Origin of the sequence: Rheinheimera sp. SA_1, from assembly GCF_001669775.1 — a bacterium.
Classification (GTDB): domain Bacteria; phylum Pseudomonadota; class Gammaproteobacteria; order Enterobacterales; family Alteromonadaceae; genus Pararheinheimera.
Map to the genome: position 1 here is coordinate 899,192 of NZ_LXWK01000015.1, position 26,144 is coordinate 925,335.

A 26,144-nucleotide genomic window follows, 5' to 3' on the forward strand; every position below is an offset into this window, starting at 1 on the left:
TTATACGGTATGCTCGTCCCGACCTTTTATTGAGCAGAATCAAAGACGTTCTGGCTTATGGGAATTCGATTGTTTCTCTGGCAGAGTGCACGTCAGCAACAGGTAACACAGATGTCACAGCGTGTTCGTATTCACACCAGCATTGTCGATTTTCAGGAGCATACCATCAGTCGTGAAGGTGTTGTGTTGCAGGTGCAAGGCAAAGTGCTGCAGGTATTAACCTGCCTGATGGCACAACAGGGGCAGTTGGTTAGTATTGATACGCTGATGCTGGAAGTGTGGGGCCAGACGGTGGTTTCCCCCAACACCTTGCAGCGTTGTATTGCTCAGCTGCGAAAAGCCTTTGGCGAAACCAGTCAAACCCAGAACGTGATCAAAACTTACCCAAAACGCGGTTATGCACTGATTGTTCCGGTTGTAACAGAAGCTGATGACTTCAGGTCGCCCATCACTGCACCTGACGACAACAGACAAGCTGCTTTATCACCGCTGAAATCCGGCAAAACAACTAAATCAACTAAAACAGCCAAAACTACCCGCTGGCTTGTCGGCATCACGACAGTGGCGTTGGCGTTGTTTATAATCGCCTTTCAAACACCACTACCAACCCCGGTAATGCTGCAGTTGCAAAGCCAGATCACCGCGTCGGATTTACATGAAGACAATGCCAGTTATTCACCGGACCAGCGATTTATCGCTTTTGAACGATTTAGCAGTTTTTGCAGCAGTACTTTCTGGTTACAACAACGTAGCGATAAAAGTGAATTGCAGCTGACGCATGTGCCACAACAATTTAGCGGATCAGCCTGGTCCTCAGATGCAACACAACTGGCAATGATCAGCAGCAATCACTGTGTTGCGCCAGATCATTCGCAATGCTGGCAGGTTCAGCTGATTGAGCTCGTTGCACTCCTTAAGGACAAAACCCCAGCCACATTCAACAAACTTGGAGCCTGTGAGCACCAGCAACTTAGTCATCCAGTCTGGCAGGACTATCAGCAACTGCTGATGCTGCGGCAGACAAAAAATACGGGCAGGCGCACGCTGGTGCAAATGTCCGTCAGCGATGGCCAGCTCAAAGAGTTGCTAAGTGAAGGCGATATTCTGACGTTTACGCAGCTGCCCAATCAACAATTGTTGGCAATTTCCCACGCAGGCAATGGTCAGAGTGAATTGCTGAAAGTCAGCTTACATGGAGAAATATTATCGCGGGTAGCGATCCAGTACCGACAGCATACTTCGGCGTTTAATCAAGTCAGGTTGTCCTATCTGACGGATACCAACCAGTTGATCCTGGAATCTGACGGTCAGCTTTTTACTTTACTGCAAGATGGCACGATCAAGCCTGTGCCCGTCCCTTCCAGCTTAAGGTTAAGTCGTTTTGCATTTGCTGGCAAAAACGCAGTAGCAAGCATGGGCGGCATTGATCTCGATATCATCAGCAGCAATCCTAAGGGTACCAACCTGCAGACTCTACAACGCTCTCCGGCTTTTGAGTCGCAGGCAAAGTTGTCGCCTGCAGGAACCAGCAAACAGCAAAACATGGTGTTTGTGTCGGATCGTAGTGGCCAAAACCAAATCTGGCTGGCCGAAGGCTCCTGGCCGGCAAAAGGCTCAGTGCTGCGGCAATTGAGTACCTTTGGTACATCGGTGAAAATCAATGGTCTGGTGTGGGCCGCTGATGGCCACTCAGTGCTGGCTGTTGTCAACGACTTGCTTTATCAGTTTGCATTGGATGGGCAGATGAGCCAATTGAATAGCCCGGTGCGAATTAAATACCTGCATCAGGCGACAGCAGAGGGACTGTTACTGCTTGAATATCAGCACGAATTTCAGGAAATGCTGGCGCTCTATCAACCAACAACCGGCACACTTGAGCCGATACAGCATGGTAATTTTGATGATGCCAGACTCGACCAATACGGTACTTTGTGGTTTAGCGATGCCAGTTTTAACTTATATCAACTTCCTAAAAATCAGAACGTTGTAAAAGCTGTATTGCCGGAATTCAAGCTGAGCGCTTTTACCATAGAAGGTGAAAATCTGCTGGCAACCACCAAAAGTGGCGAATTATTGCAGGTTGATTTGCAGTTGCAAAAGACACAGTTGGTAGCTCTGCCGAAGGATCGCAATCTGTGGATCAGCGATGCCAGTGCAGAGCAGATTTTGTTTAATCAAAAACAAACAATCAGCACTGATATTATGGAGTTTAGCTGGTAGCCAACAACGCCCGATAGTGCTCAGCAAGCCACGGCAGCGCCACATCTTCAGGCTGCAAGGTTTCACCGGCGTCAATCCGGAGCATTGGTGTGAGTTCAGTACCCTGTAACTCGCTGAATAACTGCCGGATCTTCTCGCCTGAGCCACAATAAGTATCGCCATAACTGCTATCACCGAGCGTTATCACCGCCCAACTTTTGTTGCCAAAAAGTGGAAATTTGTCCTGCACTGCAACATAAAACGGTACTAAATCATCGGGAATATCGCCCTGGCCGGTGGTGGAGGTAATCACCAGCCAATGATCAGCATCAAACTGTTGTACGTCACTCAGCCGCGCGGGATGAAACAGTCGTGGCTGATGGCCCATTCTCCCCAATAATTCAATCCCCTGCTCCGCCACATATTGGGCGCCGCCGTAGACTGTCCCCACCATTACTGCAATTTTAGCCATTGGCTATGTTCCTTGTTTTGCCGGATCAACTTGTACCGGTAATTGTTGATAATCCAAAGTTGACCACAGCTGCTGAAAATAAGCTGCATCTGTTGGCCAGCCAAACTGTAAAAATAACGGCTCTAGCTCTTGTAATCCTGCATCAAATTGCAACAGCTGGCCTGTTACCGGATGCAGAATTTGTAGTCGTTTTGCCACCAACATCAACCGCTGTGCCGACAAATGCTTGGCAAACAACAGATTATGCTTGCCATCACCATGACTGGTATCGCCAACAATCGGATGGCGCAGATGCGCAGCATGGCGGCGCAACTGGTGCTTGCGTCCAGTTAAGGGTTGCAACGCCAGCAAACTGTAACGCGCGGCGGCGTATCGGCCAACTGCAATCGGCAATTCCACCTGCGCCAAAGGCCACAGCGCAGTACGGGCATCTTGCGCCGCTTTATGCTGGTTTGCTTGTTTGTCAGCGATTTTGTCCAGTTGCTCGTACAGAGGATAATCCAACAGCAATGGCGCTTTGACATAACCGCGCACTATCGCCAGATAAAATTTTTGCCAGCTTTCCTGTTGATGTTGTTCGGTGAGTAACCTGGCAATTTCTGATGAAAGTGCAAATACCAGTACGCCCGAAGTTGGCCGATCCAGCCGGTGTACCGGAAACACATGCTGGCCGAGCTGATTGCGCAAGGTTTGCATTACAAACAAAGTTTCGTGTTTGTCTAAAAATGAGCGATGCACCAGCATGCCGGCCGGTTTATCAACGGCCACCAGATACTGATCCAGGTACAAAATGGTTAGCACCGGCACCAGGTCCTGACACTCCGTAGCAACAACAACTGGATCTGATGGCTCGTGTCGCTGATGCGATTGCGAAATAGTCATCTTAATGCCGTCCGGCTGGGACTGCGTTACTGAGCAAAGTGTCCAAATTTTTCAGCGCATCCAGCAAAGGCTGTTGAGTTGCCGTCAGTGGTGCCCAGGCCAGTTCTGCCATCGGCTGAATATGGCAGTTGCGCGGTAAAGGTAAACGCTCTTGAATCAGTGCCTGCATCTTAGGCAAAAAAATAAACTGCAGCCACTGCGCCAGCGTCATCACATCACAAGCAAAAGGCGCAGTACTGGCCAATGCCTCTTTCGAAGGGGCTTGCTGGCTCCACCACTGTAAAGCCTTCATTTCAGATTCAATTTGCTGCAATAACAGCGTAGTCTGTTGATAGTTCATGGATTCCTACTGACAGGTGTATCCCCGTCATCCTTGAAGATTCGGGTATAAGTCTTCGTCGTACGAAAGATATTGCCTGCGATCCTAACACGACTTGTAATTTGCTGCAGCGAACCGCATGATCGATATTCTGCAAACTTATTGACGATGGAACCAAAATAGATGGGCTCGGTGTTTATCCTGATTTTATTGATGTTCGTGGCTTATCTGTTTTTACTGCAAAGACGCCAGGACGAACGTGCGACCGGCCTTGCCAGACAACTGTGTCAGCAGCAGCAGATCCAGTTTTTAGATTGTGCCAGAGACAGCCATCGTTGGACCTCAGTCAATGGTAAAAAAGGCTTTCGGACTTTGTATCTGGTTGATTTCAGTGGCGATGGTGAAAGCCGCTATCAGGCTGAACTTTGGCTCAAAGGTCAGAAACTGGCGGCGTTTGAATTACCGGCCTTTAAAATGTAACGCGGTTATTGTGCCGAGCTTGCGGGAAGTTTTGCGAGTTTCGCTGCAAGCTGGCCGGTCAGCATATCTTTAAACATCACCCAATCTGCCGCCAGACTGTAAAACGGGTATTTAAAGGTGGCCGGCCTGTTGTGTTCAATAAAAAAGTGGCCAATCCAGGCACAACCATAACCCGCTATTAATAATGACCACCACCATTGCCACTGCCCGCTCCACAGCATAAATCCCAGCAAGGCCAATACCAGCGAACTGCCAAAGTAATGCAACAAGCGACAGGCAGGCACCTGATGTTCAGATAAGTAATAAGGGTAAAATTCGGCAAAAGTCGTAAACTTTTGCCGCTTGTCCGCGTCAGGTGATAGTGTCATTTGAAGTTAGCTTGCCGGTTGTTTAGATCTAAACAATAAGGTACCACTCACTGTTTGAAATTCAAGGGTGCAGACCTTCTGATAATCATCCTGATGAAATAACGGCAGGTATTTATCTAAAGTAACAAAGACACCAATGCCTTCCGATTCTGGTTCCAGATCAACCCAATGATCAATGGCCTGCAGAAATGTCCGCATTGCGGCCGGGTGATGATACGCCGGATTACGCGCCAGAAATGCCAGCATGTGGTAACGCTCGGCCGGCATCGCAGCATGGATTTTTTGCTCTTTGTCGAGCATTTGCCGGGTCGACAACAAACCGGCAGTCAGTAACATTTTCAGCCGCCAGTGCCAGAACCGGTCGCCACTGAGCGCACTGGAAGGCGTGGTGATACAGGCAACGCCTAACAATTGTTCACCCTGCATTAGCCCCAGCAATGGCTGACCTGCATCCCAGAATGCTGCCAAATCTTCGCGAATGGCAGAGCGTAGACGTTTTTCATAGTCGGTTTGTTCAGCACGGAAAATCTGCATCAACAGCGGATCATCGTGATAGGCCATATATAAAATAGAAGCCGCTAATTTGAGCTGTTCAGCGTTCAGTACTTCCACGGTCAGAGCTTGTTCGGTTGAGGTGTCGGTCTGGTGCATGCGTGGTAGCCTTTTATTGTTGTTGTGGCTTCATCAACATAGCAGGCAAACTGCCGGACGCAAACAGCAGATTGGTTAAAATACAGACAGATCTAGTGCTGTATCAAACTTGTTGCCGTTGTCCGTTTGCTGCCGGGTGCTTTGGAAAGTTGCTATGGTGCGGCGCCTCTTGCTGCGGTTGCGCAAAAGGATAATCTGGATCAGGGTTAAATCGTGGAGCAGAGTGCGGTTTTGAGAAATGTTTGCTGCAGACCGGCAACCTAACCGGTCTGCAGCACAACACAAAGAAGATTTACAGTTGTTGGTAAGCTTTGTCACCCCAGCCGACCAATAAACCTTGTTTAAAAATCAGTGCAGTACATTCGTCTTTGGTGGTCATGCCATCACCGTGAGTACGGTGGGTGCGGTAAAAAAATACTTCGATAGTTTCGCCGTTTTTCTGAAAATTTTCACTGAAATCAGGGGCGCCTAAACTGTTACGTACTGTTGCCAAAGTCGCGCCTGTTTGTAGTTGATTGATAAACGTCTGATTGTTGACCTGAGCTTTTTTGGTTTTGTCCCATTCTTCGTCGTCGTTGTCGTTGCCAACTGCAACCACACAACCTGATAAACCAACGATGACTGCAGTTGCTGCGAATAATTTAGCTAAAGTATGCATAGAGATTCCTTTTTATGTTTTGAATCAGTAACTTCTTATATCTATCCAAGCTACTGGTTTTGGTTCAATCAGGCACAAGCAAATGCAATGCCAGTTTAAAAACAGATAATTTTCAATAAGTTAAAATATGAGCGCTCGCTTCTCGCATCCACAAAGTGGTAAATTAAACCACTTTTTAGCCATAGTGCTTCGAATGAGTGCTTCGATATGACCGATTTATATCCCTTGGTTTGCCAAACTGCGGCAAAACTACAGGCTGAAGGAAAAACCCCAAGTTTGGCGCTGGTGCGCGCTCATGCCGGTAAAGGGCTGGATGCAGCAGCTTTGTTTTCAGCGTACCAACAATGGCGCAGCAATCCGCCAGCAGTGCTTACCGAAACGCAGCAAGCGACAACCACTTCAACAGAGCAGGAATGTACGGCAGCTGAATCGTCTAAAGATTGTGAAATCAAAGCATTACGCGAGGAAGTGGCCCAACTTCATGTCAAAGTTGATCGACTGACCCTATTCATAGAACAGTTAGCTGAACAGATCGTTGCACAGCAGATTTTACCAGCGGGAATTGCCAATGTACGTCGCTGAATTGCAATTTAATATTATCGCCGACACTAGTTATCCTCTGGCTGAGCAAGCCATTCGCAATTACCTGGAAACGCTGATTTTTAATGGTCAGATTTTAGGGCGGGAATTTCCGACTTATTTGCAACAAGACTGTTTTATCAGCCGGATTATTTTGCCGGAAACTGCGGCGTTGGCTAGTCACCATCACAGTGCCGCGGCCCAACATGCACTCATGGCATTAGGTGAAGCAGGTCTGGCTTTTCCAAAGTTGACACTGTTGGGTGAAGATTTGATGTCAAATCATACCGATCCATGTGAGGCGCCAACTGCACTTATACTCTATTGCCGTTTTGGTTTGATGAATTCTGTGTTGTATTGCGCCGAACATTTTGCACCGGTACCGCTGTACCGGTTTTTACCAACTTCAGAACCTGATCATCAGGATTTGATCCGCTGGCAGCTACAATTTCAGGCGCTGGATGAAATTCAGATGCAGGAACAACGGGTGCTACCAAAAATAGCGGAAAACAGCCTGCAACAACTCAATAGCACGCTGAATCGCCAGGGCCGTCAATTTGCGGCGAAAATCGCTCGCCAACAACAAATCCCGGTGTATTTTGCTTTGTATAGTGGCAGTAGTCGCAACTGCGAGACCGAAACTGATAAATGTTGCCCTGGATGTGGTCAGGCGTGGCGCCTGGCAGAACCATTACATCAGCAGTTCGATTTTCAGTGCCATAAGTGCTTGTTGGTCAGCAATATTGCCTGGCAGTGCCAGTGATCGCTCTTGTCACTTTACTCAGCGACCGTCAGTTGCTGTAAAAATTCGGCCAGCGAGCCGGCTAGCTGTTCTTTCACTTCACAACCAGCGTGTTCAAGGTAGACAGCGCCAGTTTCATTCAGTATAGACAACATAATGTCATCATCGTCCGTAACGGCAAAAAACACCGTTTCGCGCTGCTTTAAGCGTCGTTTCATCAGAATATGCGCGATGATATTTTGCTGTAACCGACTAAAGTCTTCCTGATGCCACACCATCAATAATTCAGCATTGCCGCGTTGGTGCTGAACCTTGAGCCCACCGCCATAACAATGCCCGTAAAAGGCTTGCAAATCAGGATGTAAGCTAAATTCCAGACCATGTTCCAAATTGCTGAAATCCTGGCATTCACTGCGCATAACTGGCCACCAACGTACTTGTTGATCACCAGAAACATCACCGTACTGACAGGGTGACGCTAATTCCGGATCGGCATAACTAAACCAGCTATTGCCGGCAGATTCAGCTGTAGTACGTGCATTTTGCAGTAATAGGGTGAAAACTTGTGTCACTTCAGACATATCGCTCAGATGATCCTGTGATAAAATTGCCCTATTCTAACCGGTTCGAGCCTCGCATGACAAAACCTGATGAATCTTTACTGGCCCACCTGAATCTGGGCAAAGCAACCGCCTATACCGATCAATACGATGCCACATTGTTGCAGGCAGTGCCTCGTCAACTGGGTCGGGATGCCATTGGGTTAGCAGCCAGCACTGCGGCATTACCATTTTTTGGCCAGGACATCTGGCATGCATATGAGCTGTCGTGGTTAAACCATAAAGGTAAACCCATGGTGGCATTAGCGACTTTTGTGGTGCCAGTCACTTCTGCCAACCTGATTGAATCGAAATCTTTTAAGCTTTATCTGAACAGTCTGAATCAGACCCGATTTCGCGATATCAGTCAGCTTTATCAGACGCTGGTAAATGATTTATCAGCCTGCGCCGGTGACAAAGTTTCTGTCACCATTCACCATGTAAATGAACTGATTGCCTTTCAGCCAACCTGGATCCAGGGCCGTTGCCTCGATGATCTGGATATCGAAGTCGACACTTACGAGTTTGATGCTGGCTTATTAAAATTGACTGGCGTTGAAACGGTGATCGAAGAAAAACTACACTCACATTTACTGAAATCGAACTGCCTGATCACCTCGCAGCCAGATTGGGCCAGCGTATTTATTCATTATCGCGGGCCGGCCATTGATCACGAAAGTTTGCTGCGTTACCTGATCAGCTTTCGCCATCACAATGAATTTCATGAACAATGTGTTGAACGGATTTACCTGGATTTGATGCGGTTAGCGCAACCGGAATTCCTGGCGGTTTATGCTTGTTATACCCGCCGCGGTGGTCTGGATATTAATCCGCTACGCAGCAGCAGCCCTTATAATCCACCAAATATCCGCTTAACACGGCAATAGCGACCTAGTGGCTGACAGTGATTTGTCGCTGTCAGCCAATCGCTCTCATTTCAGCAACTCAAGTAGAATCAACGAGTTAATTTAACCTTATCGATATCCACGCCCAACCATGCCTGATGAAACTTACGCTGCGCTGCGGTGGGCTTCGCTACGGGTGTGATCTGCGAAGGTTTGGCTGGTAATGCTCCCAACATCACCTTCTTATGCTGCAAACGACCTTCGCGGAACAAACTCAGTTCAATCGTTTGCCCTGGCTTAAAATCTTTCATTCGATCCAGCAATGACGCTTTTAATTGCAGCTGATTCAGCGCAACAATTTCATCGTCGATGGTCACCCCGCCCTTCCAGGCCGGCGAGTTGCGTTCAACTTTGCTGATTTTGTCGCTACCGTTTTTAAATTCACCGGTCAAACCCAACCAGGCTTGTTGCTCTTTCACCAAGACCCGCTCTAATCCGGCGGCCGCTAACAGTTTGTCGCTGTCAACTTGTGGTGGTGAATCGACTTGTTGTTGCCACCATGGCAACAACGACTTGCCGGTCAATTCTTCGGCAATACTTTGCACATCTTTCGCTGTGAAAGCAGTTGTTTCGCCAAAACGCTGATAAAGCTGCTGGTGTACGCTGCGATAACTGGCTTTAAGGCCAGAATGACTCAGTAAATAATGATCAAGCAACCAGCTGACCAGATAGCCTTCGCTGTAAATGTTCACACTGAAATTGTCGGCGTGATCACCGTTCAGGCTAATCCAGTTGTCAAAGCTGCTCTGTGCCACCGATTGCACATGGGCGCCAGGTAACCGGTCAAATTTATCCAGCCGTTTTGCCAAATCCGCATAAAACTCAGCATGCGTCATTAAACCGGCGCGCAGTAATAACTGATTTTGGAAATAGCTGGTGGAACCTTCCGAGATCCACAACAACTTACTGTAGTTTGGCTGTAAGTAATCATAGGGCACCAGCTCAGCCGGCCGGTAAGCCTTGACGTTCCAGGTGTGGATCAACTCATGTGCCGCGGTCGACAAAAATTGCAAATAGTGCTCACGACTACCAAAACTGAAGCGTTCACGCTGAATAACCGTCGAATTCAGGTGTTCAGTGGCACCTTTGGCACCATGGGTGGCATGAATGATAAACAGATAGTGCTGATAGGGATATCCTTGCCAAATCGTCGGTGCCTGAGCGACTAATTTTTGTAAGTCAGTGACCATTTGTTTCGAATCGTAATTACCTTCCCCCCAAATCACCACTTCGTAACTACGGCCATCGGCTTCGAAGCTATAGAATTGATGGATACCGGTTTCAATCGGCGAATCGGCCAATACATCGTAATCGGCCGCCAGGAACTGATGTGGGTTTTCACCACGCTGCATGCCAGAAGTACTGCGCCACGCTGCAGGGACTTTTAATTGCACTGACACAGGTAGGTGCCGGGTTTGATCGGTATACATCAGGTAAGCAGAAGCATTGATATAGGCGTGACTATCGTCAATATGGCGGGTGCGCTGCGCCAGCTCGTTGGCATAAATCTGGTATTTAATGGTAATAATTCCAGGGGTTTGGATTTGCAATTCCCAGATGCTTTTTTCAATCTTATCAAAGGTTAACTGCTGATTATTGCTGTCTGTCGCCCGAAATAACCGCACACCGCTGGCTAAATCCATGATTTGATATTTACCACTACGCCAGGCTGGCAGTTTCACCTGCAACGGACCTGCACGCTCGGCAACAAATTGCATTTCGATATCGGCCAAATGATGCTCTGGCTGGGTAATCGCAATCTGATATTGGGTGTCAGCATGAACTAGCCAAGCCTGAAACATCAACAACAACAGCACAAAACGACGGACGAATACAGACATAAGGACTCCTTTGTTAAATCGGGAACTTAGGGGAAATGCCGCAGTTTTACCAGCGAAATGCGTTCAAGCTGTACACTTTTCCTTTCAATTACCAAAAAAACACTTTTGTCGGTCAACATGAAACATTACAAGATGACTTTTACTTTCGAAACGAAATATGTTTAAATTACCAACGTTGATGCCAGACACATCAACCCACCCATAATTGAAGGACAGTTTCGATGACAATTCTGACCTCTGCTGAAGAACAATCCTGGTTACCCTACTACCTGACCAGGAAATAATAATAAAGTCCGGAATCGGACCAAAAAACGGCAAGCCACGGCTTGCCGTTTTTTATGGAGCCGACCATCGTTTTGTAACCTACCGCACGGCCCCTTGCATCCATCGTGCTTTTTTTAAAGCAACTGCCAAAACGACTGCGCTTTTTCCGTTATTAACGATATACTTACCGGCAAGTTAACTCGGTGAGCGCCAGGAAAACGTTTGTAGTGGACACTGAAAACAATCTCAAGCAACAACTCACAGCGGCATTAAAAGCCCGAAAACAACTCGAAGATACCTACGAAGGTCAGTTTAAAATTCTGACTCAGTTCGTGTCCCGTTTGTCTTTAGTCTGTAAAGGGATTGACATTGAGTTAGACAATAAACTGGCAAAATTGCGGGTGGAACTGGGTAAAGGCGTTGATCTTGAAAAAGTATTACCGCTGGTAGACGGCACCACTGAACATCTGAAAATCCTCGAATCGAAACAGCATCAGGAAGTTAAACGGGCACAACTAAGCTTGACCGTTGCCGGCAAATTGTTGCAAAAGCAACGCGGTTTGCCCGACCAGCTGCGACGGGATTTACGCGATTTATTGAATAAAGTCGACGAGCCTACACCGAGTGTCCAGGCCTTTTTACCTCATCTGACGCACCTGACCGAACTGTACCAACTGGCACTGAATGCCAAGCAAAATATGGCGATTGAAGAGCTTAGTGATGCCACGCGTTATGAAGCAATTTGTCGGCAAATCTCTGTTGAACTTACTAACTTACTCAGTGAACTTGCGTTTGAAGGGCAATACGCCAAGTCGATTGAAAGCATTCGGTTGAGTCTATTATCAGAACTTGGCATCGAAAAGCTGCTGGAAGCTTGTCTGCACACCATCGAAATTATTATTTCCAGCATCAACGACGAACGCCAGTCTGCCCAGCATTTCCTACTGAAGTTGAACGAAGCCCTGACCAGCGTGCAGCAATCGTTAGTAACTTCGTTGAATACCAGCAATAACATCAAAGAAAAAATGCAGGTGCTTAATCAGCAGATTGAGCGTCAAATTGAATTATTGGGACAGGAAACCAAATCCGCCACATCGCTGGAGCAATTGCAGCTGATGGTATCGGACAAGTTAGGCGCTATCACCGCCTCGTTAAAAGATAAAGAAGATTTGGAACGTCAGGAGCGTCAGCTGTTGCTACAAGCAGTACAGCAAATGGATGCAAGGTTAAAAGAGCTGGAAGAAGAAGCGTCTCAGTTCAAAAAACGGCTGGCCGAACAAAAATTCAGAAGCTTACAGGACTCATTAACCGAACTACCAAACCGCGCCGCCTTTGATGAACGTTACGAACTTGAAGTCAAACGCTTTAAGCGCTCTGGCAAACCTTTAGCCATTGTGCTTGGCGATGTCGATCACTTTAAAAACATCAATGACAGCTATGGTCACAGTGCCGGTGACAAAACGCTCAAAGTCATTGCCAAGGCTCTCAAGCAAAGTCTGCGGGATACCGATTTTATTGCCCGTTACGGTGGTGAAGAATTTATTTTGCTGTTTCCGGAAACTGCAATGGAAGATTTGTCGGTACCGCTGAATGCGATCCGGGAAAAAATCAAACGGATCCCGTTTAAGTTTAAAGACACCAATGTGCCTATCACCATTTCTTTTGGCGCCACCGAATTACGTGGTGCTGACACCAACCGCGAAGCTTTTGATCGCGCCGACGAAGCATTGTACGAAGCCAAACGTAATGGCCGGGACAAGGTGGTTTTCAAAAAATAACGCTGAAATATCACCAGAGCCGACCCGCACATTCGATCCTGACATCAGCTTGTCGTGGTGATGTCAGCCCACAAGGAGTCATCATGCATGTACAATTGAACCCACTGGGTGCGATGGATTTATTGTCGCAGCTGGAAGTTGATCAACTGAAACAAAATGCCAACAGCGAAATTTTCCGATTGTTCCGCAATTGCTGTTTAGCTGTGTTGAATGTCGGTAGTCACACTGATAGTTCGGCGGAAATTTATCAGCAATTTGAGAACTTTAGTGTCAATCTGATTGCACGTGAACGCGGAATAAAAATTGAGTTGTTTAACCCGCCGTTAAATGCCTTTGTCGACGGCCAAATCATCAAAGGTATTCACGAGCATTTATTCGCTGTGCTGCGCGATATTCTGTTTTACCACACCCAACTTGGCGTTGATCAAAACCGCTTTGATTTACAAAACAGTGATCACCTGACCCACACTGTGTTTGATATTTTGCGAAATGCCAGGGTCATCAATTCCAGCACCGAACCCAATATGATTGTCTGCTGGGGCGGTCATTCTATTAATGAAGTTGAATATAAATACACCAAAGAAGTCGGTTATCAACTGGGTTTGCGCGGTCTGAATATTTGTACCGGCTGCGGACCGGGCGCGATGAAAGGCCCGATGAAAGGCGCTACCATTGGCCACAGCAAACAACGGATCCGTCACGGTCGTTATCTGGGCTTGACCGAACCGAGCATTATTGCTGCTGAACCGCCAAATCCAATCGTCAATGAACTGGTGATTTTACCGGATATCGAAAAACGCCTGGAAGCCTTTGTCCGCACAGCCCATGGCATTATTATTTTCCCCGGCGGCGCTGGCACTGCTGAAGAATTGCTGTATTTACTGGGTATTATGTTGCATCAGGACAATGCAGATCAGGTGTTACCGGTGATCCTGACCGGACCAAAACAAAGCGAAGCTTATTTCCTGGAATTACAGTCATTTATCGAACAAACGTTAGGCCCTGCGGCATTAAAATTGTTTGAAGTAATTATTGATGATCCGGCACTGGTCGCACAAAAGTTGAAACAAGGTTGCGCTGACCTTCGTCAATTCCGTAAAACTGTCGGTGATGCTTATCATTTTAACTGGTCGCTGCAAATTGACAGTGATTTCCAGCACCCATTTGCACCTACTCACCAGAATATGGCGGCGCTGAATTTGCACCTGGAACAAGACAAGGCCAAGCTTGCGGCTAATCTGCGGCGTGCCTTTTCCGGCATTGTCGCTGGCAACGTAAAAGATGAAGGCATCAAAGCCATTGCGCAGCACGGACCTTTTGTATTGTCGGGTGAGCCGAAATTAATGGTGCTGATGGACAAGCTGTTAGAGGCCTTTGTCGCACAGGGCCGGATGAAACTGCCTGGCAGCAAATATGTTCCTTGTTATAAAATCGCCCTCTGAATTCCGTCTCGAAAAACCAGCCCACGACACTGGTCGTCGTGGGCTGTTGTTGACCTGATCTGCCCTGACAAACAGCATAAAATTGGTTAGCATCAGGCAGCGCTACAATATATGGCAAGCTTTTTGTATCCTTTTTGTACCAGTATTAATCAATGGCAACCAATGGCCACCGATCTGAGCGATGGACTCGCCGCGAATTTCAGGCGGTATCGCCACCGGTTGCTACAAACACAACCTGCCAGGCAGTGTCGGAGCAAAACACATGAGTAAGCGAATTTGGTGGATACTGACCGGTGCGGTCTTGTGTTATCCAGTCATAACCTGGATGGTGCTGAATTACTACCCGGATGATCCGTCACAAATGGTCTGGAGTGATCGCGAAGCTTTTAATCACAAGTTCATCTCTCAACTGACCAACACCAGCGCTGTCAAGCAAACCGACCTCATTGAAAAATTAGGTGGCCCGGATATTACTGAAGCGGAAAAGATTGGTGCTGATACTTACCAATTGATGTACTACCGCACCAAACGCGCAGTTTCCGACGGTATTACCACTACACATGAATGCACGGCCTTATTGTTCAAAAACCAACAATTGATTGCACTGGATACCGACGCAGTTACGTTGTATCAGCAAGTTACCAAACCACATGCTTAAAGAATCGACGGCATTGCTGCAGCTTTACCAATATCTGGATCGATTTTACCAACAAGTAAAATCACCGCCAGATGGCGACAAACTGCCGCTGATTGCCGAACAAATTGCGGTGCAGCTGGCGAAAATATGCCAGCAACAGCCAATACTGGCATTCAGTCAACTGGCGTTAACTCCGGTCAACACTATGTACATCAGCCAGTTGGCGATGAAACAATCGGTGCTGCTATCAGCATTGGCAACTGCAGGCGACTGGCCATCAACGGTTTTGGAAGAACTACTGGCTGGCAATTTGTTTCGGCTGACCGGCATTGTTCATCAGCTCAGTCAGACCACTCCAGCATCACAGGAGCAAGCGCTACAGCTCAGCCAGCAGGCCGGTTTGTATACGCTCAAAGCTTTTGGCGCAGACTTCCAACATCGACACTGGCGACAATTGCTGACCGACAGCAGTGTCAGTAAGCAGCCAAAATCGACGACACAGCGGGTACCTTATGCAGCCGCATTAATGTTCTGCAATGACTTGAGTCTGCAAATTACGCCTGGCCTGACAAAAACTGTGCCTGGGTTGGAGCTGGTGATCCAGCAACTTATGCACAAGCCAGCAAATCCGGAGCAGCGTCATTTTGCCGGACAACTTGCTAAGTTAGGCCGGACTCTGCTACTCGCAGGCAGGTTTTGCAGTGACACTATTGGTGAAGTGGCTCTGATCATCACCGCTGAGCCAGCACTCTCCGGCCATATATTTGATTTAACCAGCAAAAAACTACAGCCTCACCCTATCGAACTGACCGAATCCAGCCTGAAATTGTTACCGCCACGACTGCTGCCGAGCAGTCAATGGTTGGATTTGTTTGTCACTGCAGCCCGGGAGCAGACGGTATTGCCGCCACTGGCCATCGCGGAAATTCAGCAGCTGAACCCAAATCATCCGGTGCGAAAACAAGTGGCGTGGCTGGAGCAACATCCACAACTGAGCAGCCATTTATTACAACAGGCCGGAAAACGCACCCGCAAGGGGCTGCAGATCGAAAGTTTGTCGCATGCAGTCGCATTAATTGGCGCCGATCAGTTGCCGCAAATTTTGCGTCAGGGCTGGTTGCAACAACAAAGTCAGCTCTGCCGCCAGCCTTATCAAAGCTGGTTTAGCCAATTGGAGCTGTGTCTCGCCAACGCCTGGCAATTGCTGGCCGAGCATACAAATTCAGTGGTGCTTTCGGCAACAGATGCTGAATTGCTTGCCGGATGCTTTGTGTTGCCACTGCAACAAGATGAGCGCTGCCGGTACTTGCCATTGCAAGCGACATTGGACAAGCCATCACCACTGCTGCAATTCAGTTACCAAATGTGCTGGCAACAAACGGATTATCCGCGGCAGGTTTCACAAAGTGTTGCAGCCGTTGGTTTACCGATGATGTGGCAGGATGGTGCGCTTTATTATCGACAACTAGTTGAAATACAAAATAATTACACACAGCAGCAGTGTGCTCGTTTACTCATTGCCTTGGGCTGGATGATGACCGAAGCGGTGTTTTTTGGGGTGAATGTTAAACCAGAAATCACCGAAAACACCTACAAAAACGCCCGGCATGCGCTGGATTTACCGTTGTTTCCCTGGCACGAGTGGTTACAACAACTCAGTGCGCGTTGTGGTTGTTATTATCCAATTCAACCAGGAATGTAGTTTTCTTACATCAAACTAAGTTATTTTCAGTATCAATCTGCTGTATGGGGCAAGGTTCTGCCTGAACTGGAAACGAATAACGGAAAATGCTACCATTCCCGCGTTTTTGATGTCAGGCCAAGGCGATATTTTTCAGCCTGGTTCAGATCCTGCCAACTGACATCTCCCTTCCTGCACACCAGAATTAAGGAACTTTATGAGTTCGCAAACTATTACTGTGATTAAAGGCGACGGCATTGGCCCAAGCATCGTTGAAGCGGCCATTGCGGTGCTGGATAAAGCCGGGTGCCAGTTCAATTACGAATATGTAGATGCAGGCCTGACCGCGCTGGAAAAAACCGGTGACTTATTACCTGCAGCAACTTTAGATGCAATTGCCCGCAACAAAATCACCTTAAAAGGTCCTTTAACCACGCCGGTTGGCGAAGGTTTCACTTCCATTAACGTGACCTTGCGCAAAAAATTCAATTTGTACTCCAATGTCCGCCCGGTCATTTCATTTAAAGGCACCAAGGCCCGCTACGAGAATATCGATATTATTACCGTGCGTGAAAACACTGAAGGTATGTATTCCGGAGCCGGCCAAATCGTGAAGAACGAAGGCGAACTGGCGGAAGCTATGAGTATTGTCACCCGCGAAGGTTCTGAGCGGATTGTTGAGTTTGCCTTTGAACTGGCGCGTCGCGAAAACCGCAAAAAAGTCACCATTGTGCATAAAGCCAACATTCTGAAATCAACTTCAGGTTTGTTCTTAAAAACGGCCCGTGAAGTGGCTACCCGGTACCCAGATATTCAAACCGTTGAAATGATTGTCGATAACGCCTGTATGCAGTTGGTGATGAATCCACAACAGTTTGACGTCATTGTCACCACCAACTTATTCGGCGACATTCTGTCCGATTTATGTGCTGGTTTAGTCGGTGGTTTAGGTATGGCGCCCGGTGCAAATATTGGCCACGATTGCGCTGTGTTTGAAGCTGTCCATGGCAGCGCCCCTGATATTGCCGGTAAAAACCTGGCCAACCCTAGCTCAGTGATCCTGGCATCGATCCAAATGCTGGAATATCTGGGCATGGCTGACAAAGCGCAAAAAATCCGTGCAGCTTTGACCGATGTCATTGCTTCCGGCGATCGTACCACCCGTGACCTTGGTGGCGTGCATGGCACCACCGATTTTACGGCGGCGATGTTAGAACGACTATAAGCGTTTTTTTGCAAGCAAAAAGCCGCAGCACCGCCTGCGGCTTTGTTATTTCTGCAGTCACCATAGTTGCTCCTTTAAGTCGCAGCCATTGACCTTCCTTTCGCATGCTGCAGATTTAGAAATCTGATATCAGTTATCGCACCAGCGAATTCACAAGCTGCAACACGCCCGGGTGCGTTAACTTGCGCTCAGGTGAAATGGCATAAAACACTTCTTTCACCGCATCAGTACGCCCAACCACCACCACTTCATATTGCTGACAAATTTGTTGCTCGATTTGTGACGGAGCTGAAAAAACGCCAAGGCCCTGCTGACCAAATGCGTTCATCAGCGCACTGTCATCAAATTCCGCCCGCACCGCAGGGGCAATGCCATGTTGTTCAAACCAGGCATCAAGGCGCTGCCGGATCAACGAGCGTTTACTCTGTAACAAGATGGGTTGCTGATGCAGACATTGCGGAAAACTCTGCAAGGCCAAAGTTGCAGCCAGGCTCTTCGCCGCAAAAAAACTGGTGGTCGATTCCGTGATTTGGTGGTTATAGGCTTTGATCGAACTGCTGGGTAATAGCGGCTGGTCGGTCAGTACTAAATCTATTTTATTGACCGCAAGCTCTGCCAACAAACTAGCCTGCTCGCCTTCACGACAAATTAACCGCAGTTGTTCCGGCATGCTAAAAACCGGTTTTAACATTTCATATATAAAAGCCTTTGGCAGCACATCGGTAATTCCAACGGTAAAAGTTTGCCAATGCCGCACATTCTGATGTTTCAGCACGGCTCGCAATTCATCCCCCAGTTCAAAAATACTCTCGGCATAACGATAACTGACTCGACCGACTTCGGTCAGCGACCACTTTTTACCCTGCCGGTTAAACAAGGCACTGCCGGTGCTATATTCCAGCGCACTGATTTGACCGCTGATGGTCTGCGGCGTGATATGTAATTGCTCGCTCACTCTGGCGATACTGCCTTCTTTGGCGACCAGGTAAAAATAAAACAGCTGATTAAAATTGACGGGGGTCATGCTACACCTTCGAAATTAACGAATTATAACTCAGGTATATTCGATTTTACCTGAATTGTAAGCTTGGGTATAACTGCAATCTGGGAAAAAGGCGCAGCACTCTCGTTCTGCCAGCCGATGTAATTCGTTAAGCAACAAGAGGAACCACTTATGGAAACCCTTCGTCAGCATAGTTATACCAGCCAGGTTTCTGCGATTGAAACCAATAAAGTCCTTCGTAACACTTATACCTTACTCGCCATGACGCTGGCTTTCAGCGCGGTGACCGCTACCGTCAGCAGCAGCCTGAATTTGCCACATCCAGGTATTCTACTCACGCTACTGGGTTATTTTGGTTTGTTGTTTTTTACCACTAAGTTTCGCAACAGCGGCCTGGGTCTGGTTGGTGTGTTCGCCCTGACTGGTTTTATGGGCTATACGCTGGGCCCGATCATCAACCGTTACCTATCGATGCCAAACGGCGGTGAAATTGTCACCTTAGCGATGGCGGGTACTGCCAGTATTTTCTTTGCGTTGTCGGCGTATGCCTTAATTAAAAAAACCAACTTCAGTTTTATGGGCAGTTTTTTAACGGTCGGTATTCTGGTGGCATTTTTGGCAGGGCTTGGCGCGTTTTTCTTTGAAATCGCCGCGTTAAGCCTGGCGGTGTCGGCGATGTTTGTGTTGTTGATGTCCGGGATGATTTTATGGCAAACCAGCGAAATCGTACATGGCGGCGAAACCAACTACATCATGGCGACGGTCAGCCTGTTCGTATCCATTTTTAATTTATTTACCAGCCTGCTGCAGTTATTAGGCTTTATGAACAGCGACGACTAAGCCGCTTCTTAATCTTTTTCTGACATTCATACCTGAAAATCTCCAATATTTCGCCTCCGCAAGGGGGCGTTTTTTTTTGCATTAAGACCGTACAGCTGCCATTCAAGCCTATTACCTAAAATATTATCGACATCCAAATAAACACTAAGCCAATGATTTCAATCATCATTAATTATAATAATTGATTGAACAGGTGTAAATTCATCAATCATTTTGAAATAAAGTTTGACGGAATGCTTAAACACTATACAATGGCGACAGTTTGAAAGTTAGTACCATATTTATGCACACCGAACAGTTACTGTTGTATTAGTACGTCCTGTATTCATAAGTCATAGCACCACTTCCAGCACCACCGCCTGATACCAGGCTTAATTATCAAATATATACAGGATACATATCATGTCTAATACAACTACCGGTACAGTAAAATGGTTCAACGAAACTAAAGGTTTTGGCTTCATTGAACAAGCTTCAGGTCCAGACGTTTTCGCTCACTTCAGCGCAATCGCTAGCACTGGCTTCAAAACACTGCAGGAAGGCCAACGCGTGTCTTTCACAGTAACTCAGGGCCAGAAAGGTCCTCAGGCTGAGAAAATCGTTGTTCTGTAATTAGAACTCCGACTTTGGTAAGTTAACCTTACCAAACTAAATCAGGGCAACTCTTCGGATGTTGCCCTTTTTTATGTCCGTTGTTGCTGGGAGCATGCAACGGTGACATCAACGGAATGACGTGATGCCAATGTAATAAGGTCAGAATCAATTGTTAATGTTGATTAATAATTGCTTCTGGCCTTTTTGTTTTCAGAGAAATCCTGGGTGTTCCGGGGCTGTACTCTTTTCATTTATGCAGCCGCGGCTGCAACTTAACAGGATTAAATTGTGAGCAATTTAACATTTGCCAGTTTGGCACTCCCTTCTGCGTTAGTCGAAAACTTAACCGGTTTAGGTTATACCGAAATGACCCCGATCCAGGCGGCTTCTTTACCAAAAGTATTGACCGGCATAGATGTGATTGGTCAGGGTAAAACCGGATCCGGTAAAACTGCCGCTTTTGGTTTGGGTATTCTGGCCAAATTAGATGTAAAAAGATTCCGGGTCCAAAGCCTGGTGCTTTGCCCAACGCGTGAATTGGCTGATCAGGTCGCCAAAGAAATCCGCAAACTGGGTCGCAGCATTCATAATATTAAAGTTCTAACGCTTTGTGGTGGTGTGCCGTTTGGTCCGCAGCTGGGCAGTCTGGAACATGGCGCCCATATTATTGTTGGTACGCCGGGCCGGGTGGAAGAACACTTAGCCAAAGGTTCGTTAAAACTTGATGACTTAACTACCCTGGTGCTGGACGAAGCCGACCGCATGCTGGAAATGGGTTTTCAACCGACGTTAGACGCAATCATGGCCTATACGCCGGTGGAGCGTCAGACGTTATTATTTAGCGCCACTTACCCGAAACAAATTCAGGCGATGGCCGAGCGGCTGATGAAAAACCCGGAATTGATCCAGGTCGAATCCAGCCACAACAATTTAAGCATCAGCCAGCATTTTTTCAAAATTGGCTCGAATGCCGAACGCTTACAAGCGGTGCAATTATTGCTATTAAAGCATCGCCCTGTCAGCTCAGTAGTGTTTTGTAATACCCGCAAAGAAACCCAGGAAGTTGCTGATTCACTTGCAGATTTAGGCTTCAGCGTAATGGCATTACACGGCGATCTGGAACAGCGCGACCGCGACCAAACCCTGGTGCGTTTTGCCAATAAGTCGGTTTCGGTATTGGTCGCGACTGACGTTGCTGCCCGTGGTCTGGATATTGATGCGCTGGACGCGGTGATTAACTATCAGTTAGCCCATGATGTCGACACCCACACCCACCGTATTGGCCGGACTGGTCGTGCCGGCAGCAGCGGTATTGCCTGCAGTTTGTTTAACGATCAAGACGGTTATAAAATTGGCCTGCTGGAAGATACGCTGAACGGCACTATTGAAGCAGAGCCGTTACCGGATCTGTCAGTGCTGAGCTTGCCTCCGCTGCAACCACCGATGACTTGTTTGTTAATTGACGCTGGTAAACGGCAAAAACTGCGCGCCGGTGATGTGCTTGGTGCCTTAACCGCCGACCAGCAACTGGGCCGGGACCATATTGGTAAAATCAGTTTATTTGATGATTGGGCTTATGTCGCGGTGCGCAGTGATATCACCAAACTGGCGCTTGGCATGTTTAGCCAGGGCATCAAAGGCCGCAATATCCGGGTGCGGATCGTCGGTTAAGTATCTTTTGTGCGCTCAGCCAGCTGTTTGTGTTGCAACAGCTGGCCTAGCGTAAAAAAATATTCCAACCAACACTGCGTCAAATTTCCCGATAATTCAGCGTTTGGATACAAACCGGCTTTTGCAGCTGGTCCAGTTAAACAACCTGAAACCAGAAAGCTGTTCTGTAGCGGTTGTTGCTGCAACATATGTTCAAACGCCCTGGCGGCCATTTCTTCCGGCATCGCATAATAAAGCTGGCTCGATTTGTGATCATGATCACGACAAATCTTAAAAAACTCACTTTGCTGCTGACCGCTACTATCTAAATACAGTAGGCTAAAAGCCCGATTTAATAGCGCATTGAGCGGGTGTGGTCGCAGTGCACTCTGTTGTAACCATAATTTACTGGCAAAACTATGCCTTGAACCTATATTTTCAAACATTTTCGCGGCTATATAGTGATCAAAAGCATGAAACCACTCGTGCGCCAGACTGCCGCCACCAGCGTTTTTTGCCAGCGCCAGCAACCGACCAGCCGGTTGATAAAATGCACAACTGCCCGGTCTGCCGCCAATGCCAAAACTCAGCGCTAAAGTACCGTTGAGTGAAATCACCTGCGCCGGCACCTGCAATAACAACTGCAAATCACAAAGGGCATCAAAAAACAGGTTGGCGGCAATTTGTAGTTCAGCTGCACTGACCCATCGGCCGATTTTTATTCTTTGAAAATCAAATATTTTCACGATATCGCCGAAACTGACATCGGCTCCGGCACGATGATTGGGGCCATTTCTAAAGTATGGCCGTTGCAGTCGCTGCGAATCGCGGCGGATGCTTGGCGAAGATTTTATAGCTTCCAAATGAACCGACATCACGGCAACCGCAGCTGCCTGCCACCATCGAGTGGCAATACCCGGCCGGTGATATAACGGCTTTGTAGCAGATAATTGATGGTCGCCAACACTTCATCAGCACCAGGGGCCACGCCCAGTAAGGATTTGGCCAGTGCTTTTTTCCGGTAATGCTCGTCATCATCTTCATTAAACATCAACAAAGCTGGTGCAATGGCGTTTACTTTAATCGTCGGAGCTAATTGGCGCGCCAGCGAAGACGTCAGATTTTCCAATGCCGCTTTGGACGCGGCATAGGCCTGGTGTTTTTCACTGCCGACACTGGCGACGAAATCGGTGAGATGAATGATATCGGCCATTAGACCCCCTGCTAAACCCTGTTTCTCCGATCTGCTACCCTCGCTGTTTTCCCGAACATAAGCCTGCAATAACGGCAATAACGCCCGGTTGAGTAAATAAGCAGCCCTGGTATGAATATGCGACATCGCATCAAACACCGCCGCATCTTGTTGCAACTGTGCCAATAAATCAGTGTCGCTGGCTGTAGTCGGTGCGATCGGCAAGTCTTTTTGCCAGTCAGAAGCATTGTGGATAATGGCTCTTAATTGCGGGCTATGGCTTTTAACTTCGGCGATAAATCGCGACATACTAACAAGATCGGTTAAATCAGCCTGCAGACAAATAACGCCAGCGGCCTCCAGTTCAGCCACTGCAGCGTGGCGGGTGCGGAAGCTGATTATGACCTGATAACCCTGCTGTTGCAGCGCCAGTGCGCAATAAAGACCAACCCGCTGTGCTGCGCCGGTAATAAGTAGTGTATCCCGCATGCCAAAGACTCCTCATTTTCCTATTAACGCTTGTATTGGCTGGGACAATAAGCCCGACTGATGCCCGGAGAGCGCAATTGCTGATGCTTGGTACCCCGACCGGCCATTCGCCGACGCCACATTCGAAAGCTTGAACTCTTGAGCTCGCGTCGCATCAGCTGCACTACCGCGCTTTCGTTCAAACCAAAACTATGGGCGATGGCTTCAAAAGGAGTGCGATCTTCCCACGCCATTTCGATGATACGGGAAAGTTCGGCCGGGGTGAAATTTGCGGTGTTGTATGTGGTAACGGAGGGATCTGACAACGACATCACAGTTAAATCCAAAGCGACATTTTATAAAATTACGTTCATTAGAGAGCCGCGGATCAACGGTAAAAAGTAGGATCGGGATTGGCGCAATGAACTGCGCCAGAGCCTGTACTCTGCCGCAGTCAAAAGCCGAAGTTCAGCTAGCCGGGCATTTTCATCCAGGCAGCGCACCAGCCATTGGTATTGACCAGTTTCGCCGGGAAAATATTGCAAGGACGCCACTGCGCCGCTGCGTCACCTTTGACATGCGCACAGTTACCGCATTTTGCCCCTTCGACCGTTGATTGATGGACATATTTCATCGCTGCGGCCAGCGGATCATCTGGTTTTAACTGCTCATCAGCCACAGCCCGCAGGCTGATGCTCCCCATCGTGATCCCGACCAGACTGCAGGCGGATAGCTTTAAAAAGTTACGGCGATCAAGTTGCGACATAAATTAACTCCAGCAGTGGTGTTTGATGCGTTTTTGCTTGCGAACTGCGCGAGCTGCGGCGTTGTAAAAACAATGACGCGCAGCGGCAGTGAGGGTGAATACGAAGGTTGTTCGTCTATGGATGATTATCGGTGATTAGAAAAAGCAGGTATTGATCTTGCGCATAAAAATTCAAACAAATTAGCTGAACCATTGCCAGTGATGCTGCAGATATATAAAAGCCGACATCGCCCCGACAATCGTCAACGGCCAGCGCTTTTTGCGTAGTTGCTGCAAAATAATTTCTTTCATGTACACCCTCAAATATTGCAGTAAATAGGAATTAATCGCATTTAATTTAGCGCAGCTCTTGTATGCAAGCCAGCCTTTCGCTAGATTAAATGATAACTATTATCAATTGAGAGTTTATAAATGCAACAATGGCAGCATTGGATCACCCTTGGCAATCAGGCATTTTCGCTGCATCAGCAGCAACTGGCGCAGCAGTATTATCAGCAAGCGCTGGCCGATGTGTGGCCGGTTTGGTACCACTGTGCCTTTGTAGAATGCCCGGTTGAACTCAATACCGACGAAGCAGCACTGCCAACTCATTGTCTGGCAGTGACTTTATTAAATCTGGCCGAAAGTTATGCCAGTCAGCAGCGCTGGCGGCGTTGTCGTCGCACTTTAAAACAAGGCTTGTATTGGTTTGAACAAATGCTCGACGGCTGTGACAGCGAACACCCTGCGACGGTGGCGGTATTGATGCATCAAAGCAAATTGTTGCTGGTCAGCCAGTTAATGGAGCAACGTCAATTACTGGCGCTATCGGAACAACAGTTTGCCCGTCAAGGTGAAACCAATAACACCACCACGTTCGACTTTGCTGGCAATAAACATCCTTCTGGCCTGACATCGGCAACGGTGAATTATCTGCATTGATGATCGGTACTGGCGAACTTCACAAATGATCTGCATAGCTTATCTGGCTAGATGAACAGATCAAATGATATCAATTCTCATTTGCAAATAGGTTTATTTTCAGTTATCGTTCGCATTAATCTAAATGCGAATTATTATCAACTGGAGATATTATGACAGCCCCCCGTCACACTGCCGTTCGCCGGAAATCTTTATTACTCAACAACTGCTCATGGCAAAGCATGCTGGTCGCCGGCACTTTGCTAAGTGCCGGCGGAGCCCAGGCCCACGTGCCTTATCTGGCACCGGAAAGTTTTGAACCGATCCGGGGTTGGGTCAGTCTGGAAGCGTCTTTTGCCGACAAGTTTTTTCTGCCGGAAGCCAAGTTTGACCAGAGCGAATTTAAGGTGCGTACACCCACTGGTACTTTGGAAAAACCAGCCGAACAACAAGCGGTCCGCAGCCGAATTGTGCTGGAACATCAACTAACCTCCGACGGTAGTTATCGTTTTAGCAGCGGCGTGCGCGAAGGTGCGGTGTTTCGAAGCTGGTTGCAAGACGGTAAAACTGTGAACAGCCGCGATCCAAAACAACAACCACCCGCCGGTGTGCCGCTGACCGCACATTTTCAGTCGATCACGCTGACCGAAACTTATGTCAGCAAAGGCAAACCAACGGCTGCCGTGTTGAAACCCTGGGGTAAAGGCCTTGAATTGGAATTTATCTCACATCCCAATGATTTGTATATTAATCAGCCGGTGAAAGCCCGTCTGTGGTTTGAAGGTAAACCGCTGGCCAACAGCGAGGTGCAAATCCATCGTGCAATGGGCAATGCCGAGCCGGTAACCAGCAAAGTGGCCAGTAACGCTGCCGGTGAAATCAGCTTTGAAGTCAAAGATGCCGCCACTTATTTACTGCTGGCAAAACACCGCGCCGCTGCCCCGGCCGGTGCGAAGGCGCCAACGTATAGCTACAGCTATAGCGCTGTGGTTGAAATTACCGACTAAGC

General features: G+C 47.9%; 28 protein-coding genes. 15 read left to right on the top strand and 13 right to left on the bottom strand.

The genetic code is table 11. From position 1 onward, the window contains the following. Positions 1 to 111: 111 nt before the first annotated feature. Entirely contained in the window at positions 112 to 2,220 is a 2,109-nt protein-coding gene (locus A5320_RS11380; RefSeq protein ID WP_068064407.1) for a winged helix-turn-helix domain-containing protein, read from the top strand. Here A5320_RS11380 and A5320_RS11385 read toward each other — a convergent pair. Genes A5320_RS11385 through A5320_RS11395 form a run of 3 tightly spaced genes read right to left on the bottom strand, consistent with a single transcriptional unit; the run spans position 2,210 to position 3,893 of the window. Further along, positions 2,210 to 2,671 (bottom strand): flavodoxin, encoded by a 462-nt coding sequence (locus A5320_RS11385; protein ID WP_068064408.1) that lies wholly within the window; start codon positions 2,669 to 2,671, stop codon positions 2,210 to 2,212. The genes A5320_RS11380 and A5320_RS11385 overlap by 11 nt on opposite strands. Positions 2,672 to 2,674: 3 nt before the next feature. Beyond that, positions 2,675 to 3,553, bottom strand: coding sequence for a tRNA pseudouridine(65) synthase TruC (gene truC, locus A5320_RS11390; protein WP_068064409.1), 879 nt, complete (start codon positions 3,551 to 3,553; stop codon positions 2,675 to 2,677). A 1-nt stretch (position 3,554) separates the two neighbouring features. Beyond that, positions 3,555 to 3,893: a YqcC family protein gene (locus tag A5320_RS11395; protein ID WP_068064410.1), complete on the bottom strand. Its 339-nt coding sequence runs from the start codon at positions 3,891 to 3,893 to the stop codon at positions 3,555 to 3,557. A gap of 162 nt (positions 3,894 to 4,055) precedes the next feature. Here A5320_RS11395 and A5320_RS11400 point away from each other — a divergent pair, with 162 nt between their 5' ends. After that, on the top strand, positions 4,056 to 4,352 hold the full coding sequence (locus A5320_RS11400) for a DUF3301 domain-containing protein (RefSeq protein ID WP_068064412.1): 297 nt from the start codon (positions 4,056 to 4,058) through the stop codon (positions 4,350 to 4,352). A gap of 5 nt (positions 4,353 to 4,357) precedes the next feature. Here A5320_RS11400 and A5320_RS11405 read toward each other — a convergent pair whose 3' ends face one another. The 3 genes from A5320_RS11405 to A5320_RS11415 form a co-directional block, all read right to left on the bottom strand. Next, entirely contained in the window at positions 4,358 to 4,720 is a 363-nt protein-coding gene (locus tag A5320_RS11405) for a DUF962 domain-containing protein (protein WP_068064414.1), read from the bottom strand. 6 nt (positions 4,721 to 4,726) lie between these two features. Beyond that, positions 4,727 to 5,371 carry a GCN5 family acetyltransferase gene (locus A5320_RS11410; protein ID WP_068064415.1) on the bottom strand — a complete coding sequence of 215 codons (645 nt, stop codon included), beginning with the start codon at positions 5,369 to 5,371 and terminating at the stop codon, positions 4,727 to 4,729. Positions 5,372 to 5,663: 292 nt separating this feature from the next. Continuing rightward, complete coding sequence (locus A5320_RS11415) at positions 5,664 to 6,029, bottom strand: DUF3192 domain-containing protein (RefSeq protein ID WP_068064416.1); 366 nt, start codon at positions 6,027 to 6,029, stop codon at positions 5,664 to 5,666. Between the two features lie 207 nt (positions 6,030 to 6,236). Here A5320_RS11415 and A5320_RS11420 point away from each other — a divergent pair, with 207 nt between their 5' ends. Both A5320_RS11420 and A5320_RS11425 read left to right on the top strand, forming a co-directional pair. Next, entirely contained in the window at positions 6,237 to 6,611 is a 375-nt protein-coding gene (locus A5320_RS11420; protein WP_068064418.1) for a DNA-binding protein, read from the top strand. Next, positions 6,598 to 7,371 (top strand): DUF2310 family Zn-ribbon-containing protein, encoded by a 774-nt coding sequence (locus A5320_RS11425; protein ID WP_068064420.1) that lies wholly within the window; start codon positions 6,598 to 6,600, stop codon positions 7,369 to 7,371. Before A5320_RS11420 ends, A5320_RS11425 begins: the two co-directional genes overlap by 14 nt. Positions 7,372 to 7,385: 14 nt before the next feature. On the opposite strand, the gene syd is transcribed toward A5320_RS11425, so the two are convergent. Further along, positions 7,386 to 7,931, bottom strand: a complete 546-nt coding sequence (gene syd / locus A5320_RS11430) for a SecY-interacting protein (RefSeq protein ID WP_068064422.1) — start codon at positions 7,929 to 7,931, stop codon at positions 7,386 to 7,388. 56 nt (positions 7,932 to 7,987) lie between these two features. Between syd and queF the strand changes: the two genes are divergently transcribed. Further along, on the top strand, positions 7,988 to 8,836 hold the full coding sequence (gene queF / locus A5320_RS11435; RefSeq protein WP_068064423.1) for an NADPH-dependent 7-cyano-7-deazaguanine reductase QueF: 849 nt from the start codon (positions 7,988 to 7,990) through the stop codon (positions 8,834 to 8,836). A 68-nt stretch (positions 8,837 to 8,904) separates the two neighbouring features. Here queF and A5320_RS11440 read toward each other — a convergent pair whose 3' ends face one another. Continuing rightward, positions 8,905 to 10,695 carry a M61 family metallopeptidase gene (locus A5320_RS11440; RefSeq protein ID WP_068064424.1) on the bottom strand — a complete coding sequence of 597 codons (1,791 nt, stop codon included), beginning with the start codon at positions 10,693 to 10,695 and terminating at the stop codon, positions 8,905 to 8,907. A gap of 491 nt (positions 10,696 to 11,186) precedes the next feature. Between A5320_RS11440 and A5320_RS11445 the strand changes: the two genes are divergently transcribed. The 5 genes from A5320_RS11445 to A5320_RS11465 all read left to right on the top strand — a co-directional run bounded on the left by A5320_RS11445 (position 11,187) and on the right by A5320_RS11465 (position 17,722). Further along, the gene (locus A5320_RS11445) at positions 11,187 to 12,737 is read left to right on the top strand and encodes a GGDEF domain-containing protein (protein WP_068064427.1); all 1,551 of its coding nucleotides are present in this window, start codon (positions 11,187 to 11,189) and stop codon (positions 12,735 to 12,737) included. Between the two features lie 83 nt (positions 12,738 to 12,820). Continuing rightward, on the top strand, positions 12,821 to 14,179 hold the full coding sequence (gene ppnN / locus A5320_RS11450) for a nucleotide 5'-monophosphate nucleosidase PpnN (RefSeq protein WP_068064430.1): 1,359 nt from the start codon (positions 12,821 to 12,823) through the stop codon (positions 14,177 to 14,179). Between the two features lie 262 nt (positions 14,180 to 14,441). After that, complete coding sequence (locus tag A5320_RS11455; protein ID WP_068064957.1) at positions 14,442 to 14,837, top strand: DUF3192 domain-containing protein; 396 nt, start codon at positions 14,442 to 14,444, stop codon at positions 14,835 to 14,837. Further along, a complete protein-coding gene (locus A5320_RS11460) occupies positions 14,830 to 16,518 on the top strand; it encodes a hypothetical protein (protein WP_068064433.1) in 1,689 nt (562 codons plus the stop codon). The genes A5320_RS11455 and A5320_RS11460 overlap by 8 nt, the downstream gene beginning before the upstream one ends. A 196-nt stretch (positions 16,519 to 16,714) precedes the next feature. Continuing rightward, on the top strand, positions 16,715 to 17,722 hold the full coding sequence (locus A5320_RS11465) for an isocitrate dehydrogenase (RefSeq protein ID WP_068064435.1): 1,008 nt from the start codon (positions 16,715 to 16,717) through the stop codon (positions 17,720 to 17,722). 133 nt (positions 17,723 to 17,855) lie between these two features. Here the strand turns inward: A5320_RS11465 and nhaR are convergent, their stop codons facing one another. Then, on the bottom strand, positions 17,856 to 18,746 hold the full coding sequence (gene nhaR / locus A5320_RS11470; RefSeq protein ID WP_068064437.1) for a transcriptional activator NhaR: 891 nt from the start codon (positions 18,744 to 18,746) through the stop codon (positions 17,856 to 17,858). A 150-nt stretch (positions 18,747 to 18,896) separates the two neighbouring features. On the opposite strand from nhaR, the gene A5320_RS11475 reads away from it, so the two are divergent. From A5320_RS11475 to dbpA, 3 genes are all read left to right on the top strand, one after another. Continuing rightward, positions 18,897 to 19,565, top strand: coding sequence for a Bax inhibitor-1/YccA family protein (locus A5320_RS11475; RefSeq protein WP_068064440.1), 669 nt, complete (start codon positions 18,897 to 18,899; stop codon positions 19,563 to 19,565). A 402-nt stretch (positions 19,566 to 19,967) separates the two neighbouring features. Next, positions 19,968 to 20,177 (top strand): cold-shock protein, encoded by a 210-nt coding sequence (locus A5320_RS11480; protein ID WP_068064442.1) that lies wholly within the window; start codon positions 19,968 to 19,970, stop codon positions 20,175 to 20,177. 270 nt (positions 20,178 to 20,447) lie between these two features. Further along, positions 20,448 to 21,830, top strand: a complete 1,383-nt coding sequence (gene dbpA, locus A5320_RS11485; protein ID WP_068064444.1) for an ATP-dependent RNA helicase DbpA — start codon at positions 20,448 to 20,450, stop codon at positions 21,828 to 21,830. On the opposite strand, the gene A5320_RS11490 is transcribed toward dbpA, so the two are convergent. From A5320_RS11490 to A5320_RS11500, 4 genes are all read right to left on the bottom strand, one after another. After that, positions 21,827 to 22,684 (bottom strand): CLCA_X family protein, encoded by an 858-nt coding sequence (locus A5320_RS11490; RefSeq protein ID WP_068064447.1) that lies wholly within the window; start codon positions 22,682 to 22,684, stop codon positions 21,827 to 21,829. The two genes, dbpA and A5320_RS11490, sit on opposite strands and share 4 nt — an antisense overlap. After that, positions 22,684 to 23,490, bottom strand: a complete 807-nt coding sequence (folM, locus tag A5320_RS11495) for a dihydromonapterin reductase (RefSeq protein WP_068064450.1) — start codon at positions 23,488 to 23,490, stop codon at positions 22,684 to 22,686. Before folM ends, A5320_RS11490 begins: the two co-directional genes overlap by 1 nt. Positions 23,491 to 23,513: 23 nt before the next feature. Beyond that, positions 23,514 to 23,801 (bottom strand): TIGR03643 family protein, encoded by a 288-nt coding sequence (locus tag A5320_RS21705; protein WP_082971688.1) that lies wholly within the window; start codon positions 23,799 to 23,801, stop codon positions 23,514 to 23,516. Between the two features lie 140 nt (positions 23,802 to 23,941). Next, positions 23,942 to 24,235 carry a high-potential iron-sulfur protein gene (locus A5320_RS11500; protein WP_068064452.1) on the bottom strand — a complete coding sequence of 98 codons (294 nt, stop codon included), beginning with the start codon at positions 24,233 to 24,235 and terminating at the stop codon, positions 23,942 to 23,944. A gap of 411 nt (positions 24,236 to 24,646) precedes the next feature. Between A5320_RS11500 and A5320_RS11505 the strand changes: the two genes are divergently transcribed. After that, complete coding sequence (locus tag A5320_RS11505) at positions 24,647 to 25,156, top strand: hypothetical protein (protein ID WP_068064455.1); 510 nt, start codon at positions 24,647 to 24,649, stop codon at positions 25,154 to 25,156. A gap of 152 nt (positions 25,157 to 25,308) precedes the next feature. Continuing rightward, the gene (locus A5320_RS11510; RefSeq protein WP_082971689.1) at positions 25,309 to 26,142 is read left to right on the top strand and encodes a DUF4198 domain-containing protein; all 834 of its coding nucleotides are present in this window, start codon (positions 25,309 to 25,311) and stop codon (positions 26,140 to 26,142) included. Positions 26,143 to 26,144 lie beyond the last annotated feature (2 nt).